Origin of the sequence: Actinophytocola algeriensis (assembly GCF_014203735.1) — a bacterium.
Taxonomy (GTDB): Bacteria; Actinomycetota; Actinomycetes; order Mycobacteriales; family Pseudonocardiaceae; genus Actinophytocola; species Actinophytocola algeriensis.
In genome coordinates, this window is record NZ_JACHJQ010000008.1 from 451,872 (window position 1) to 466,508 (window position 14,637).

Annotated in this window: 14 protein-coding genes and 1 pseudogene; 8 read left to right on the forward strand and 7 right to left on the reverse strand. The window is 73.2% G+C overall.

Annotation, left to right across the window (positions count from 1 at the left end; genetic code table 11):
• Positions 1-44: 44 nt before the first annotated feature.
• From FHR82_RS35720 to FHR82_RS35750, 7 genes are all read left to right on the forward strand, one after another.
• Positions 45-899: an SGNH/GDSL hydrolase family protein gene (locus FHR82_RS35720; RefSeq protein WP_184815012.1), complete on the forward strand. Its 855-nt coding sequence runs from the start codon at positions 45-47 to the stop codon at positions 897-899.
• Positions 900-986: 87 nt separating this feature from the next.
• Positions 987-1,916 carry a DUF3048 domain-containing protein gene (locus tag FHR82_RS35725; RefSeq protein WP_184815013.1) on the forward strand — a complete coding sequence of 310 codons (930 nt, stop codon included), beginning with the start codon at positions 987-989 and terminating at the stop codon, positions 1,914-1,916.
• A gap of 84 nt (positions 1,917-2,000) precedes the next feature.
• Positions 2,001-2,330, forward strand: coding sequence for a spore germination protein GerW family protein (locus FHR82_RS35730; protein ID WP_184815014.1), 330 nt, complete (start codon positions 2,001-2,003; stop codon positions 2,328-2,330).
• Between the two features lie 3 nt (positions 2,331-2,333).
• Positions 2,334-3,107, forward strand: a complete 774-nt coding sequence (locus FHR82_RS35735; protein ID WP_221464677.1) for a hypothetical protein — start codon at positions 2,334-2,336, stop codon at positions 3,105-3,107.
• A gap of 30 nt (positions 3,108-3,137) precedes the next feature.
• Complete coding sequence (locus FHR82_RS35740) at positions 3,138-4,010, forward strand: nitroreductase family protein (protein ID WP_184815015.1); 873 nt, start codon at positions 3,138-3,140, stop codon at positions 4,008-4,010.
• Between the two features lie 121 nt (positions 4,011-4,131).
• Complete coding sequence (locus FHR82_RS35745) at positions 4,132-5,394, forward strand: AMP-binding protein (protein WP_184815016.1); 1,263 nt, start codon at positions 4,132-4,134, stop codon at positions 5,392-5,394.
• 232 nt (positions 5,395-5,626) lie between these two features.
• The gene (locus FHR82_RS35750; RefSeq protein WP_184815109.1) at positions 5,627-6,547 is read left to right on the forward strand and encodes an LLM class F420-dependent oxidoreductase; all 921 of its coding nucleotides are present in this window, start codon (positions 5,627-5,629) and stop codon (positions 6,545-6,547) included.
• Positions 6,548-6,564: 17 nt separating this feature from the next.
• Here the strand turns inward: FHR82_RS35750 and FHR82_RS35755 are convergent, their stop codons facing one another.
• Positions 6,565-7,251: a TetR/AcrR family transcriptional regulator gene (locus tag FHR82_RS35755; RefSeq protein ID WP_184815017.1), complete on the reverse strand. Its 687-nt coding sequence runs from the start codon at positions 7,249-7,251 to the stop codon at positions 6,565-6,567.
• A gap of 78 nt (positions 7,252-7,329) precedes the next feature.
• Between FHR82_RS35755 and FHR82_RS35760 the strand changes: the two genes are divergently transcribed.
• Positions 7,330-8,196, forward strand: coding sequence for an NAD(P)H-binding protein (locus FHR82_RS35760; protein WP_184815018.1), 867 nt, complete (start codon positions 7,330-7,332; stop codon positions 8,194-8,196).
• A gap of 3 nt (positions 8,197-8,199) precedes the next feature.
• On the opposite strand, the gene FHR82_RS35765 is transcribed toward FHR82_RS35760, so the two are convergent.
• The 6 genes and pseudogenes from FHR82_RS35765 to FHR82_RS35790 form a co-directional block, all read right to left on the reverse strand.
• The gene (locus FHR82_RS35765) at positions 8,200-8,556 is read right to left on the reverse strand and encodes a hypothetical protein (protein WP_184815019.1); all 357 of its coding nucleotides are present in this window, start codon (positions 8,554-8,556) and stop codon (positions 8,200-8,202) included.
• Between the two features lie 177 nt (positions 8,557-8,733).
• Positions 8,734-10,758, reverse strand: a complete 2,025-nt coding sequence (locus FHR82_RS35770) for a CocE/NonD family hydrolase (protein ID WP_184815020.1) — start codon at positions 10,756-10,758, stop codon at positions 8,734-8,736.
• Between the two features lie 2 nt (positions 10,759-10,760).
• Positions 10,761-12,062 carry an ATP-grasp domain-containing protein gene (locus FHR82_RS35775; protein WP_184815021.1) on the reverse strand — a complete coding sequence of 434 codons (1,302 nt, stop codon included), beginning with the start codon at positions 12,060-12,062 and terminating at the stop codon, positions 10,761-10,763.
• A gap of 117 nt (positions 12,063-12,179) precedes the next feature.
• Positions 12,180-13,076: a DUF4349 domain-containing protein gene (locus FHR82_RS35780; protein WP_184815022.1), complete on the reverse strand. Its 897-nt coding sequence runs from the start codon at positions 13,074-13,076 to the stop codon at positions 12,180-12,182.
• Between the two features lie 82 nt (positions 13,077-13,158).
• The gene (locus FHR82_RS35785; RefSeq protein ID WP_184815023.1) at positions 13,159-13,434 is read right to left on the reverse strand and encodes a YggT family protein; all 276 of its coding nucleotides are present in this window, start codon (positions 13,432-13,434) and stop codon (positions 13,159-13,161) included.
• A gap of 110 nt (positions 13,435-13,544) precedes the next feature.
• Positions 13,545-14,633: pseudogene (locus tag FHR82_RS35790) on the reverse strand (aminotransferase class V-fold PLP-dependent enzyme); the annotation flags it as partial.
• Positions 14,634-14,637: the final 4 nt, after the last annotated feature.

Consider the following 14,637-nt stretch of genomic DNA (forward strand, 5'->3'; position numbering starts at 1 on the left):
GTGAGTAGTGTCCAGACGCCGTCATCGATGCCGGAAGAGGAACCATGTCTCGTCGTCTTTTCGCGGCCGGAGCCGCCGCGGTCGCCGCGCTGAGTCTCGTCACGACCTCGTCCGCCCAGGCCGAGACCGGGCCGCTGAACTACGTCGCGCTCGGCGACTCCTACAGCGCCGCCTCCGGGGTGCTGCCCCCCGATCCCTCAGCGCCGCTGCTGTGCCTGCGGTCCACCCGCAACTACCCGCACGTGCTCGCCGCCCAGACCGGCGCTGACCTGACCGACGTCACCTGCGGCGCCGCCGAGACCAGGCACTTCACCAGCGCGCAGTACCCGGGCGTCGCCCCGCAGGTCGACGCGCTCGGCGCGGACACCGACCTGGTCACGATGACCATCGGCGGCAACGACAGCGGCGTGTTCATCAGCGCGATCCTGGCGTGCGGCACGGCGGGCCTGCTCACGCTCGGTCACGGCAGCCCCTGCAAGAACACCTACGGCTCCCGGTTCGAGGACACCATCCGGAACACGACGTACCCCGCGCTGGTCTCGGCGTTGCAGGCGGTGCGGGCGAAGGCGCCCAACGCGGAGGTGGCGATCCTCGGCTACCCGTGGATCCTCCCGGCGACCGGCGGCTGCTTCGACAGGATGCCGGTCGCGACCGGTGACGTGCCGTACCTGCGGTCGCTGCAGACCACGCTCAACGACGCCGTCGGGCGCGCGGCCGCGGCGACCGGGGCGACCTATGTGGACATGAACGCGGTCTCCGAGGGCCGCGACGCGTGCCAGCGGCTCGGGGTGCGCTGGATCGAGCCGGTGCTGCAGACCACCAACCCGGTGGTCGTGCACCCGAACGCGCTCGGCGAGGCCGCCATGGCCGCACAGGCGATCGCGGTGCTCGGCCTGTAGCAGGCGAGCAGGTGCGACTTTCCCCGCCACGGCGAACAATGACAACCGGCGAGGCAACCGACCGGGCCGTGGACGGGGAGGTCGCACATGGCGAGACGGGTGTTGGCGACCACGGTCGCTGCCGCGGTCGTCGCCGTGGTCGCTGCCGTGGTGGGCGCCTGTGACCTGCGGACAGGCGGGACCGACGAGGCACCGGACGGCACCCCCACGGCCCCGGTGCTGGCCGTCAAGATCGACAACGTGCCCGCGGCCCGGCCCCAGACCGGGCTCGGCGCCGCGGACGTCGTCTACGTCGAACCCGTCGAGGGTGGGCTGACCCGGCTCGTCGCCGTCTTCTCCGCGACGCTGCCCGACGAGGTCGGCCCGGTCCGCAGCGCGCGCCGCACCGACCTCGATCTGCTCGCGCAGTACGGGAAGCCGGTCCTCGCCTACTCCGGCGCCGCGCCGGAACTGTTGCCCGCGTTGCGGTCCGCCGACCTGGTGAACGCGTCACCGGCCGAGGCCGGGTCCGCCTTCCACCGCGACCGGGACCGGCGCGCACCGCACAACCTGTACGTGCGGCCCGCGGAGCTGCCGGGCGGCGCGACCGGGCCCGCCGAGGCGCCACTGCTGTTCGGGGCGGCGCCGGAGGGCGGTACGCCGAGTGCCGGGCACGACGTCGCGTACTCCGCCGCCCACTTCGGGTTCACCTGGTCCGCGCCGGACGGGCGGTGGCGGGTCGCGATGAACGGGTCGCCGATGACGTCCACCGAGTCCGGACCGCTGACCGCGGCGACGGTGGTCGTGCAACGGGTCGTCGTCACGGCGGGCGAGACCGGCGAGGACGCGGCCGGGTCGGCGTCACCGGTGGCCCAGACCGTCGGAAGTGGACAGTCGGAAGTGCTGCGGGACGGCCGGGTCTTCGCCGGCACCTGGTCGCGGCCCGCTCCGGACGCGCCGACGCGGTTCCGGACGGCCGCGGGCGCGGAGCTGCCGCTCGCGGCGGGTCCAGTGTGGGTCTTGCTGGTCCCGGCATGATGACCGTGCCTGCACACGATGGCGGGACGTAGTGCCCTGGCGACGGACGGCGTCCGGTAGCAGGGTGGACTCCAGGAGGTCGGCATGAAGATCGAGGAGCTGTTCACGAAGGCGCGGAACTCGGTCGAGGCGAGGATGGTCTTCGCGGAGCCCATCGAACGGGGCGGGCTCACGGTCATCCCCGCGGCGCGGGTCGCCGCGGGCGGTGGCGGCGGCAACGGCCGCGACCAGCACGGGCAGGAAGGTGAGGGCGCCGGCCTCGGGCTCACCGCCCGGCCCGTCGGCGCGTACGTCATCGAGGACGGGAAGCTGCGGTGGGAACCCGCCGTCGACGTGAACCGCATCGCGGCGGTCGCGGGCGCGATCGTGGTCGCCGCGCTGTGGTTGTCCAAGCGCAAAGCGGGCAAACCGTAGACCATGAGCATCCATCGCCCGCGGTTCCTGGCTGTCGTCCTCCTCGCGGCCGCCGCGGGTGCCGCCGCGTGCGGCCAGAGCCCACCAGCAGGCCAAGTGACCAACTCGACGACCAACCCGGTCGGCACGGCGGAAGCCCCCACGGACACCACCACGACCACAACTGCCGAGCGGGAGTTCGCGTACCAGCCGCTGTGGCCGTTCGCCGACGCCGACGAGGCGGCCGCCTGGCAGGACAGCTACCGCACGAGCGGCCACCAGCCGTGGCACCTCGACGCGGAGGAGACCGCGGTCGCGTTCACCACCGGCTACCTCGGCTTCGCGGAGATCGACCAGGCCCTGTCCAGCGACGTGGACGGCGACGAGGCGTGGGTGACGGTCGGCTACGCGGTCGAGCAGAGCGACCCGGGCCCGGCCGCGGTGGTGCACCTCGCGCGGATCGGCACGGGCGACGACGCGCCGTGGGAGGTCGTCGGGACCCGCGACACGACGCTCACCCTCACCGAACCCCGCTACGGCACCACGATCACGACGCCGGTCACCGTCGGCGGGCAGGTCACCGGCATCGATGAGAGCATCCGCGTGCAGGTCCGCAAGCTGTCGGGCGTGCTCGGCGAGTCCTGTTGCCTCGCCGCGGGCGGGGAGAACACGCCGTGGACGACCGCGGTGTCCTACGAAGGCGCGGACAGCGCGCCCCTGACCATCGTCGCGTCGACCGGCGGGCACGTCGCCGATGTCGAGCGGTTCGCCATCACGGGCGTGCGGCACGGCGCCTGACACCGGGATTCGACGCGAGGAGGCGTCGCGATGAGAACCACCACCACCCTTCCTGGGCACCAGACGGTGCTCCGCGCGCTCCGGCTCGCGAACCGGGCGCCGTCGGCGCACAACACGCAGCCGTGGCACTGGTTCGTCGGCGACTACTCGATCCACCTGATGGCCGACCGGTCCCGGCACGTGCCCGGCACCGACCCCTGCGAGCGCGACCTGGTGATCAGCTGCGGCGCGGCACTGCACCACCTCCGGACCGCGCTCGCCGCGGCAGGCTGGTACGCCGAGGTGGACCTGCTGCCCGGCGCCGACCCCGACCACCTCGCATCGGTCGAGATGTCGCGCCGCGCTCCGTCCGAAGAGGACATCATGCTGGCGAGGGCGATCCCCCGGCGCCACACCGACCGCGGCGCGTTCGCGTCGTGTCCGATGCCGGACGGGCACCTCGACCTGCTGGCGGGCCACGCCGCGGCGGAGGGTGTCGCGCTGGTGCCGGTGACCGATCCGGCGCACCGGCACGTCGTCACCACCGCCATCGCCGCGGCCGCGGGATGGCAGGACGAGACGGCCACACCCGAGGGCGGCGGGCCGTGCGCCGAGGAACTGGTCGTGCTCGCCACGCCGGCCGACGACGTCGTGTCCCGGCTGCGTGCGGGTGTGGCGGCGAGCGCGGTGCTGCTCGCCGCCACCAGCCTCGACCTGGCCACCTGCCCGCTGACCCGGCTGTTCCGGGTCGGGCACACCCGCGACCGGCTCCGCCACGAGGTGCTGTCCGGGGCCACGCACCCGCAGCTGGTCCTGCGGGTCGGCCGGGCCGCCGCCGAGCCGGTCGCCCGGTCACCGCGCCGGTCCGTCGACGAGACCGTCACCTACCTGCCCGGCACCGGCCCCCGGCGCGCCGGGCACTGACCGTTGCCCGGTCACCACGGTCTCCGTGCGGTCCGCCGCGGCAGCGTCGAGGTTCCCTCCTCACCAGGGCCCTTCGACCCCGGCCTGTGCGGTCGGCCGGGCATGCGCGCACGATCAGGACATGGCCATCGAGTTCGGCACCCCGGCGCGGTACCTGCCGGCACCCAGGGACAACGCGACCGGCGACCTGACCCGCAACGCGCTCAGCGTCCCCGACGCGCCCGCGTTCGCGCGGTGGCTGGGCGGCACGTGGCACACGATCACGTGGTCCGAGTTCGCCGACCTGGCCACCACGCTCGCCGCTGGACTCGTGGCGGCCGGGATCGCACCGGGCGACCGGATCGCGCTCATGGCGGCCTCGGGTGTCGAGTGGGTGCGCGCGGACTACGCGATCTGGCTGGCCGGCGCGGTGTCCGTGCCCATCCCGGCCACGGCGGCACCGGCGGAGGCCGAGTGGATCCTGCGGGACTCGGGTGCCGTCGCCGCCTTCACCGGTGACGACCGGCAGTACGCGCTGATCGAGGCTGCCGGGGTGCGGCACATCTGGTCGACCGCCGCGGGCGGGGTCGAGGAACCCGCCGCCCTCGCGGAGGTCGAGCGGCGCAGGCGGGCCCTCACCTCGGGCACGACGGCCACGATCGTCTACCCACCCGGCGCGGCGCACGGCTGCCGCCTGAGCCACGGGAACCTGACCGCGGCCGTGCACGCGGCCGCCGAGTCGCCCTTCGACCAGTACACCGAGCTGCTGATCGGCCTGCCGTGCACGGACGTCCTCGCCAGGGTGACGCAGCTGAAGGCGGTGCACAGCGGCGCGCTCACGGCACACGCGACCGATCCGGCGCACCTCGGCGACGCGCTCCTTTCCTTCCGCCCCACCGTGTTGCTGGCCGCGCCGGAGGTACTGGACCGGTTCGACCCGGGGACGGCACGGACCGCGGTGGCGTACGGGCAGGCCCTCGACGCGGGACGGGTGCCGCTCTCCGTGCGGCTGCGCCGCGGGCGCCACCCCAAGCAGCTGGCGCGGTTCGGGGGCCGCCTCACCCACGTCGTGACGGGCGGACCGCTGGTGCCGCGGCTCGCGTGGTTCCTGCGTGGCATCGGCCTGACGGTGCTCGACGGCTACAGCCGCGCGGAGACGAGCGGACCAGTCACGTGCAACCTGCCGGGCGGCACCCGCACCGGTACGGCGGGCAGGCCGCTGCCGGGCTGCCGGTTACGCATCACGCGGGACGGGGAGGTCCTCGTCCGCGGCGCCACCGTGTTCCAGGGCCACTGGTCCGCCCCGACCCCGGAGCTGGACGGGGACGGCTGGTTCCACACCGGCGACCTCGGCCACCTCGACGACGGCTACCTGACGATCACGGGCCGCCGGGGCGTGCGGTGAGCCCGGTGCGCCGGACCGGGGACGTCGCAAACCGGTGATCGACTAGTGTCCCGCGCCAAAAATGCGGTGATTGAGTCGGTGGATCCAGGTTTCTGCCGGCAAGGCGCCGGTTCGTCCTCGTACTGGATCGTACTTGGGCGGACCGGCAACGCCGCCGGCAGGAAGCTGGGCCGCCGAATCAGTTTCCTGATTTCCGGCTCGGGACACTAGCGTGCCGGTCGTGGACCTCGGCATGCGGCTCTTCACCGACCCCCACCAGGGCGCGACGTACGACGACGTGCTACGCATGGCGCGCTGCGCGGAGGACGCCGGTTACGACGCGTTCTTCCGGTCGGACCACTACCTGCGGATCACCCCGGGCGACGGGCTCCCCGGCCCGACCGACGCGTGGCTCACGCTGGCCGGGCTGGCGCGGGACACCACCACCATCCGGCTGGGCACCCTCGTCACCGCGGCGACCTTCCGGCAGCCGGGGCCGCTGGCGATCGCGGTGGCGCAGGTCGACCGGATGTCCGGCGGGCGGGTCGAGTTCGGGCTCGGGACCGGCTGGTTCGAGGCGGAGCACCGCGCGTACGGCATCCCGTTCCCGCCGCTGCGCGAGCGGTTCGACCGGCTCGAGGAGCAACTGGAGATCATCACCGGGCTGTGGCAGACGCCGGTGGGTGAGACGTACTCGTTCCAGGGCGAGCACTACACGCTGCGCGACTCCCCCGCGCTGCCCAAGCCGCTCCAGCGCCCGCGTCCGCCGGTCCTGGTGGGCGGTGGCGGCCGCACGCGCACGCCGGCGCTCGCGGCGCGGTTCGCCGACGAGTTCAACCTCCCGTTCGTCGACGAGGAGACCGCGGCCGCGCAGTTCGCCAGGGTGGACGAGGCGTGCGCCGCGGCCGGGCGCGCCCGGTTGCCCAAGTCGACCGCGCAGGTGCTGTGCGTCGGCCGCACCGGCGCCGAGCTGGCGCGCAGGGCCGAGGCGATCGGGAAGCCGGTCGACGAGCTGCGCGCGACGGGCCTGGCCGGCACGCCAGCGGAGGTGGTGGACCGGCTCGGCCGGTGGCGTGCACGCGCCGGCGTCAGCCGCGTCTACCTGGAGACCCTGGACCTGTTCGACCTCGACCACGTCGAGCTGGTGGCGGCCGAGGTGTTCCCCCAGCTCTGAAGAACAGTCCTGCCCGGTCAGTCGCGGTCCAGCCACTCCGACAGCAGTGCGCGTTCCGCCGGGGTGAGCATCGGCAGCGTGGGGGCGACGGCCCGGATCGCGACGGCCACCTCGGCCGGGCCGCCGGCCGGCAGAGCGGGTGCGGCGGTGAGGATCGAGCGGGCGACGGCCTCGTACATCGCGTCCGCCAGCCCGGGGTCGCGGGCCTCGGGCGGTGCCGACAGCAGGGTCAGCACCGCGCCGGTGCCCGCGGCGTGGATCAGCTCGACCGCGCGCCGTTCGGTGACCCGCAGCCTGCCCGCCTCCGCGACGCGGCGCACCCGCCCGCGCAGCACGGCGAGCCCGGCGTCCGCCGCCGGGGACGGTGTGTCGCGGGCGGGGTCGGTGAGCAGCCCGAACAGCGCCGCGTTGGCGAGACCGAAGCCGATGTGCGCGTCCCAGCCCGCCTTGAGGTCGGCCACGGGGTCGGCGCTCTCCTCGGCGAGTGCCTTCGCGGCGACGTAGTCCGCGAACACGTGCTCGGCCACGGCGTCGAGGAGCGCGTCCTTGTCCGCGAAGAACCGGTAGATCGTCGGCGCCTGCATGCCGGCGGCCTGCGCCACCGCACGCGTCGTGACCGCCGCCGCGCCGTCCTCGCGCAGCAGCCGCGCCGCGGCCGCCACGATCCGGGTGCGTGTCTCGAGCCTGCTCGCCACCTCCACCATGTTGCCGACGATAACGCATAACTGCTATCAATGTTGCTAACCTTGATAATAACGTTGCTAACAGCGGAAGGGGCAGTCATGATCATCATCACCGGAGCCACCGGCACCCTCGGTGCCCAGATCGTCGACCGGCTGCTCACGCGCATCCCGGCCGACCAGGTCGGCGTCAGCGTGCGCGACCCGAGCCGTGCGGCGGACCTGGCCGCGCGCGGTGTGCGGGTGCGGCGCGGCGACTACGGCGATCCTCGGTCCCTAGCGGAGTCGTTCGAGGGCGCCACGCAGGTGCTCGTGGTCTCCGCGGGCCAGACCGGCGCGGCGGGTGTGGCCCTGCACGTCGCGCCGGTCGACGCCGCGCTGGACGCCGGCGCGCGGCGGGTGCTCTACACCAGCCACCAGGGCGCGGCGGAGGACTCGCTGTTCGCGCCGATGCCCGACCACGCCGCCACCGAGCACTACCTGGCGAAGACGGGCGCACCGTTTACGTCGCTGCGGAACGGGTTCTACACGAGCACGATCACGGCGATGTTCGGCCAGGCGCTGGAGACCGGCGAGCTGGTCGCACCGGCCGACGGCCCCATCTCGTGGACCGCGCACGCCGACCTCGCGGAGGCCGCGGCGATCGCCATCGCCGACGAGGGCCGGTTCGACGGGCCGACCCCGCCGCTGACCGCACCGGTCGCGCTCGACCTGGATGACATCGCCGGGGTGCTCACCGACATCACGGGACGCACGATCCGCCGCGTCGTCGTCGACGACGAGGAGTGGACGGCCACGCTCACCAGCCGCGGTGTGCCCGCGGACCGGGCGGCACTGCTGCTCGGCATGTTCCTGGGTGCCCGCCGCGGCGAGTTCGCCACGGTAGCGCCGGATCTCGAGGAGCTCCTGGGACGCCCGCCGACCCCGGTCCGGCAGGTGCTGGCGGACGCCGCCGGCCTGCCGCGGTAGTCCTCACGACCCGACGCGCAGCACGCCCTGGCCACCGAGGACCGCGACCACGGTGAACTCCTGCGAGTTCAGCACCAGCTGCTTGCCCGCCGCACCCGCCGCGGACAGTTCCGAGGAGTTGCCCTGCCCGTCGTCCGAACGGGACGCGACCTCCAGCATGTCCTCCTCGATGGCGACCTCGACCCGGCCCAGGCCGGGGAGGTCGAGGACGTCCCCCGTCTCGACCAGCACCTCGCAGGTGCCGTCCGCGCACGCCCCGAGGTCCGCACCGTCGGCCGCGGCGGGGAGCGAGTCCTCCCCGCATCCCGACAGGACGAACACCAGCACCGACACGACCGCGAGCTTTCCTTTGCCCAGCATGGGAAAAGCGTAGGAGTCCGGCGGTGCGGCAGCGGGGTGGTCGGCAGGTTCCTGCCGACCACCCGGCCGCTCAGCTCATGGCGGCCAGCAGGTCGCGGCAGGCCTTCTCGCACGCCCGGCGGTGCTCGTGGCTCTCCGCGCGGGAGTCGTCGTGGCTTTCGGTGGCGCGCCGTCCGGTCAGACCAGGTTCCTCGGTACCGCGACGTCCCAGTTCCTGGAGCGGACGCGGACCGCGCCCTCGAACGCGTCCAGGCGGGCGTGCACGTGGAACTCGGTCGGGGTGCAGGTCATCACCTGGCAGGTCTCGACGCGGGTCTGCCAGTCGCCGCGGGCGAAGGTCATCGTCCACTCCGTCCGGCCGCTGGCGGAGGTGAAGTCGTCGGCCGCCCAGCTGTAGCGCTCGTGGACGCGTTTGCCGATCTCCACGCCGGTGTCCTCGTACCGCACGGTGCCGGTGTCCTTGACCACGTCGAGCGCCGACTCGTAGTTGATCATGTCGCGGGTGACGTCCCAGCGGTACTCCCCCGGGCTGCGCACCGTCGTCGCCAGCGGCGACGCCCCCTCCGGTTCGTCGAACGGGCGGAGCGTGACCTCGTCGGACACCGCGACCGGCCGGATCGGCAGCACGAGCGCGCTGCCTTCGGTGTGCACCGACAGCCGGACCGGCTCCGGCGGCGGCCACGCGAGCGGCCAGTACGAAGTGGACAGTGACAGCCGGATGCGGTGCCCGGCCGGGAACGCCTGCGCCACACCGTTGAGCGGGATCTCGACCCGGTAGCGGCGACCGGGTTCGAGCGGCTCCGGCTCTTCGTGGGAGTCCCGGTGCGCGAGGTTGAGCAGGCCGTAGGTGACACGGGTGGCGCTGCCGTCCTCGGCCACATCGGACAGACGGGCCGCGACCATCGCGGTGGGCCGGTTCGCGCACACGTCGAGCCGCACCACGGGCGCGCCGAGGATCTCGCACGGCTCGGTGAGCACGTCGGTCTCGAACACGAGCGAACCGCCGTCCTCCTCGCGCTGGTCGTAGGGCAGGTCCGGCGGTGCGTTGTAGGAGCACCACTTCCCGGCGAACTGCCCGACCGACAGCGGCGACTCGACCGACAGCACCTCGTCGCCGAGCGCCGCGTCGCGGGGCGCGATCCGGTGCGGGGCAAGGGGATGGACGTCGTGGCGGATGTTCGGTGACGGCCACGCGCGTTCGCCGACCCAGCGGCCCGGCCGCTCCTCGTACGAGGTGGACGGTGGCACGCTGTCCTGCATCCACGCCCGCAGCACCGGCTCGTCCGGCCCGTCGGCCGGTGCGTCACGCAGCCAGCGGTCGAACCAGCGGACCACCTCCTGCAGGTAGCCGATCGCCGGGCCCGGCACGCCGAGGTGCGGGTACTTGTGCGACCACGGGCCGATCAGCCCCATGCGCGGCACGTCGAGCCCTTCCATCAACCGCAGCACGGCGTTGGAATAGCCGTCTGCCCACCCGCACGACGCGAACACCGGCACCTGGATCGCCGAGTAGTCCTCGCACACCGACGCGTGCCGCCAGTAGTCGTCGCGGCGCTGGTGGTTCAGCCACTCGACCACCCACGGCCGCGCGGCGTCCAGCCGCTCCAGCCACATCCGCCGCCAGTCCTCTCCGGTCAGCGCGGGATCGGGCGGGCAGGCGCTGTAGGCGAACATCGTGCCGGACTCGGCGAGGTTGTCCGACAGCAGACAACCTCGCATGTAGTGCATGTCGTCGGCGAAGCGGTCGTCGGTGAACGACGCGATGCAGATCGCGCCCAGGCTCGGCGGCCTGCGCGCGGCGACCTGCAACGCTGCGAACCCACCCCACGAGATCCCCATCATCCCCGTGCGGCCGTCGCACCACGGCTGCGCGGCGAGCCACGCCAGCACGTCCTCTGCGTCGCGTTGCTCCTGCTCGAGGTACTCGTCGACGAGCACACCGTCCGACTCGCCGCTCCCCCGGATGTCCACCCGCACGCACGCGAAGCCGTGCCCGGCGATGTAGGGGTGCGCGATCGAGTCGCGGACGGAGGTGAGGTCCCGTTTGCGGTACGGGATGTACTCGAGCACCGCCGGCACCGGCCGGTCGTCGGAGTCCAGCGGACGCCAGATCCGGGCGGACAGCCGGGTGCCGTCCGCCACCGGGATCCAGACGTGTTGCTCCTCCTTGATGTCGGTGGGCAGCGAGGTGACGACTCGCATGCTCAGGTCTCCCCTCGTTCTTCCGCTTCTTCCGCCTCTTCCGCGAACTCGAACCGCAGCGCGGCGACGCACCGCTCGTACTTCTCCGCCAGCTGGTCCTCGTCGGCCGCGCCGACGATGATCTGCGCGAGCTCGTAGCTGTAGCTGTCCGCGTACCGCCCTTCGGACAGCCGCGTGCCGTCGGGGGCCTTGCGGTACACGCGCACCCCGTCGAGGTCTCGCTCCAGCGCCGCGATCTCGTCCTCGGCCGGCCCACGTAAGAGCGCGCCGTCGGTGAAGCGGCGCAGGTACCACCGCGCCGAGATGGCGTACGGGCCGTCGCCCGCCGCGGCGGGCGTCTCGCCGAGCGCGACGTTGACCATGTACCGGTGGTTCGGGTACCCGTCGACGTGCTCGAACAGCTCGGCGTGCGCCTGCGAGTGCCGAGGGTTGATCTCCAGCAGGTTGACCTCACCGGTGGCGGGGTCGCAGAAGTACTCGATGCTGAACGTGGTGTTGTCGAGCCCGATCCCCGCGATGACCCGCCGGGACACGTCCGCGAGGCGTTCGCACAGCCAGTCCGGCTGCTGCGACGGGTACTGGTGGCGCAGGAAGCTCGCCACGCCGGGGTACACCAGCGAGTCCAGCACGCCGTACACGACGACCTCGCCGTCGCGGACATAGCCTTCCACCGCCGCGCGGTCCCCCGACAGCGCCCGTTCGGCCAGCGCCGCCTGCCCACCGGCCTCCGCGATCTCCGGTGGCAGGTCGACCTGCTTGAGCAGGTACTCGAACGGCTCCCCGACAGTGCCGATCCCCTCGCGCAGCCGTTCGACCGCGTCGGCGAACTCCTTCTCGTCGGTCACCTCGAACGCCAGCTTGGAGGAGAACGACTTCACCGGCTTGAGCCAGCACGGGTAACCGACCTCGGCGGGAAGCCGCGGCGCGTCGAGGTCGACCACCGCGAACGGCGGGTACTCGTCGATGACCTCGCGCTGGACCAGTCTGCTCCAGTACTTGTGCTCACACCGCAACACCGCGTCCAGCCGCGCGCCGCGCAGCCCGAACCGCTCGCACAGCACGGGCACGATCGTGCTGACCGGGAAGTCCCAGAACCCGACGATGGCGTGCACGTCCCCGTCGAATGCCGCGATCCGCGCCTCGGCGGTGTCGAGGATCTCGCCGATCGGGATGCCGTCCTGCGACTGCATGTCGTGAATGGACATCAACGGGTGGAACTCGTACCGGTCCGCGTCCGGGATCCGTTTCAGCAGGTCCAGGTTGGTCTGATCGAGCCCGAGCACCACGACGTTCATCCGCGACATACAGCTCTCCATTCGGGTACGCGTCATCCGGATCTTCGGCACCGCGTACCCGATTCGCCGCGGGTTATGGCCCCCGTACGCGATCGGACGCCCTTCGCGCAGGTCAGACGGGGGTGTTTACGGCTGTGGCGCCACCGGTGCCGGGGTCCGGCGGCGGCGCCACCACCGGACGACCAGCACGGCGGGGATGCCGAGTGCGAGCAGGAACGGCAGCACGGCGCCGACCACCCGCGACGTGACCGCGCCCGCGTCGAGGAACGCGCCCCAGCCGTCGGACAGGCCGGCGAGGAACCCGCCCCGGTCCTCCTGCACCGGCGGGGGCGGCGGCGCGTCGGACTTGCCGACCCGCATGGTGACCGTGGACATCGCGACCTGGCCTGCCAGTGCCTGCCTGCGCTGCAGCAGCGACTCGAGCTCCGCCTCGCGGGTGGTGACCTCCTGCTCGATCCGCACGATCTCGTCGACCGTGCCCGCCCTGGCCAGCAGCGCCCGGACCCGGTCCACGCTGGCGCGCTGGGTCCCGATCCGGCTGTCCAGGTCGACGACCTGCTCGGTCACGTCCTCCGCGGACTGCTCCCGGGAGACCACCTCACCCAGCGCGGACAGCTCGTCGAGCGCGTGGTCGAACCGGTCGGAGGGGATGTGCAGGGCGAGCGTCGCCGACTCCTCCCGGACGGACTCCCGCCCCGCGTAGCCACCTTCGGCGGCGGCGATGTCCCGTGCGCGGTCGACGGTGTCGCGCACGTCGCCCGCGGACAACTCGAGGTCCGCGGTGCGCACCAGCGTCCGGTCCACGCCCGGCTGGCTGACGTTCCGCTCCCCCACCGCGCCCGGTTTCTCCCCCTGGCCGGTCGACTGCGACTCGTCCGCGCTGCCGGCACCGCCGCTCGCGTCCTGGGCGGCCTCCGGCGCCAGGGCCACGCTCTGCCCCGAGTCACTGGCGCCCGTGCACGCCGTGACCAGGCCGGTCGCGAGCCCCACCATCAGCGCAACGCCGACGAGTCTGCCGTTCATCTGTCCTCCAGGGTGTCGTCTGATGCCCGGAGGACGGAGGAACAGCGGGAACCCGTTGACCGCGCGGTGGTCACAAGTCGGTCTACAGGCTGAACGCGACCCCGCGCAGGATCAGGGCCAGGATGAACACGGCGGTGAACGCCAGGTCGAACGACAGCCCGCCGGCACGCACCGGCCGCAGCACCCGCCGCACCGGCGCGATCACCGGTTCCGTGACCGTGTGGGCGAACGCGCGGGCCTTGCGCACCCTCGGTGACCCGTAGGACACCGTGCCAGCCCAGTCCAGGATCATGCGCGCGACCAGCACCAGGATGAAGGCCGTCAGCACGTACCCGAGCAGTGTTCCGATGACGCTCATGGCGAACTCCTCCGCGGCGGCCACGTCGACCGCCTCACCGGGACAACGCTAGGCACCGGGCCTGAAGTGTCGCTTTCGCGCGTTTCTCAGCCGACTATCAGCCGAGGTCGCAGGCCCGCCAGGGCCGCGCGGACCCGTTCGACCGCACCCGCGCCCGTCGAGGCGTGCGGGGACAGCCGCACCTCGTCCGGGCGGACCGTGGCGGTCACCTCGGCGCCGGTGAGGGCGGCCGCCACCGCCGCGGTGGCACGGCCGGGCACCCGGAACGCCAGGATGCCGGCGCGCCTGCCGGTCTCGGACACGATCTCGGCGCCCGCCGAGCGCAGCAGCTCCTCGAGCTCGGCCACCCGGTCGGTGACGCGGCGGGCGATCACCGGCGGCCCGATCTCCTCGACCAGTTCCAGCGCGGTGGCGAGCGCACCCGAGGTCACCGGGCTCAGGTTGCTCACCGACCAGGACTGCGCGTCCGGTGCCTGCTCGTGGATCTCGTCGTCGAACACGCCAGGGTCGCGGGCGCCGGTCCAGCCCGAGATCAGCGGGTCCATGCGGGCCAGCGCCCGGTCGGACAGCACCGCGAACCCGGTGCCCCACCCCGCGCGCAGCCACTTCTGCCCGCCGCACACCAGCACGTCGGCGGCCGCCCACGGCTCGTCGACGACGCCGAACCCCTGGATGCCGTCCACCACCAGCAGCCGGTCGCCGACGACCTCGCGCAGTGCGGCGAGGTCGGCCCGGTAGCCGGTGCGGAAGTCGACCGCGCTCACCGAGACCACGCCCGTGTCCCCGGTCACCGCGGCGGCGACCGCCTCCGGGGTGACCGGGCCGCGCGGCAACCGGCGCACGATCAGCCTGCCCGCCCGCTCGGCCCGCGCCCACGGGTACGTGTTGGCCGGGAACTCGGCCGCAGACACCAGCACCTCGCAGGGCGGGACGGCGAACGCGGTCTGGAACAGGCCGTGGCTGGTGGTCGGCACCAGGACCACCCGGTCGGCGGTGGCACCGGACAGCCGCGCCACCGCCGCCTTCGCACGGTTCTCCCACGCCATCAGCTCGTCCACAGTGGACGAACCGGCGCGGGCCAGCGTGCCGAGCAACGCGGCGCTCGTCTCGACGACGGCTCGCGACGGCGGCCCCACGCGGGCGAAGTCGAGGTAGCCGGGCGACTCGTCGAACTGGTCGGACCACAGATCATCCGTCACCGCG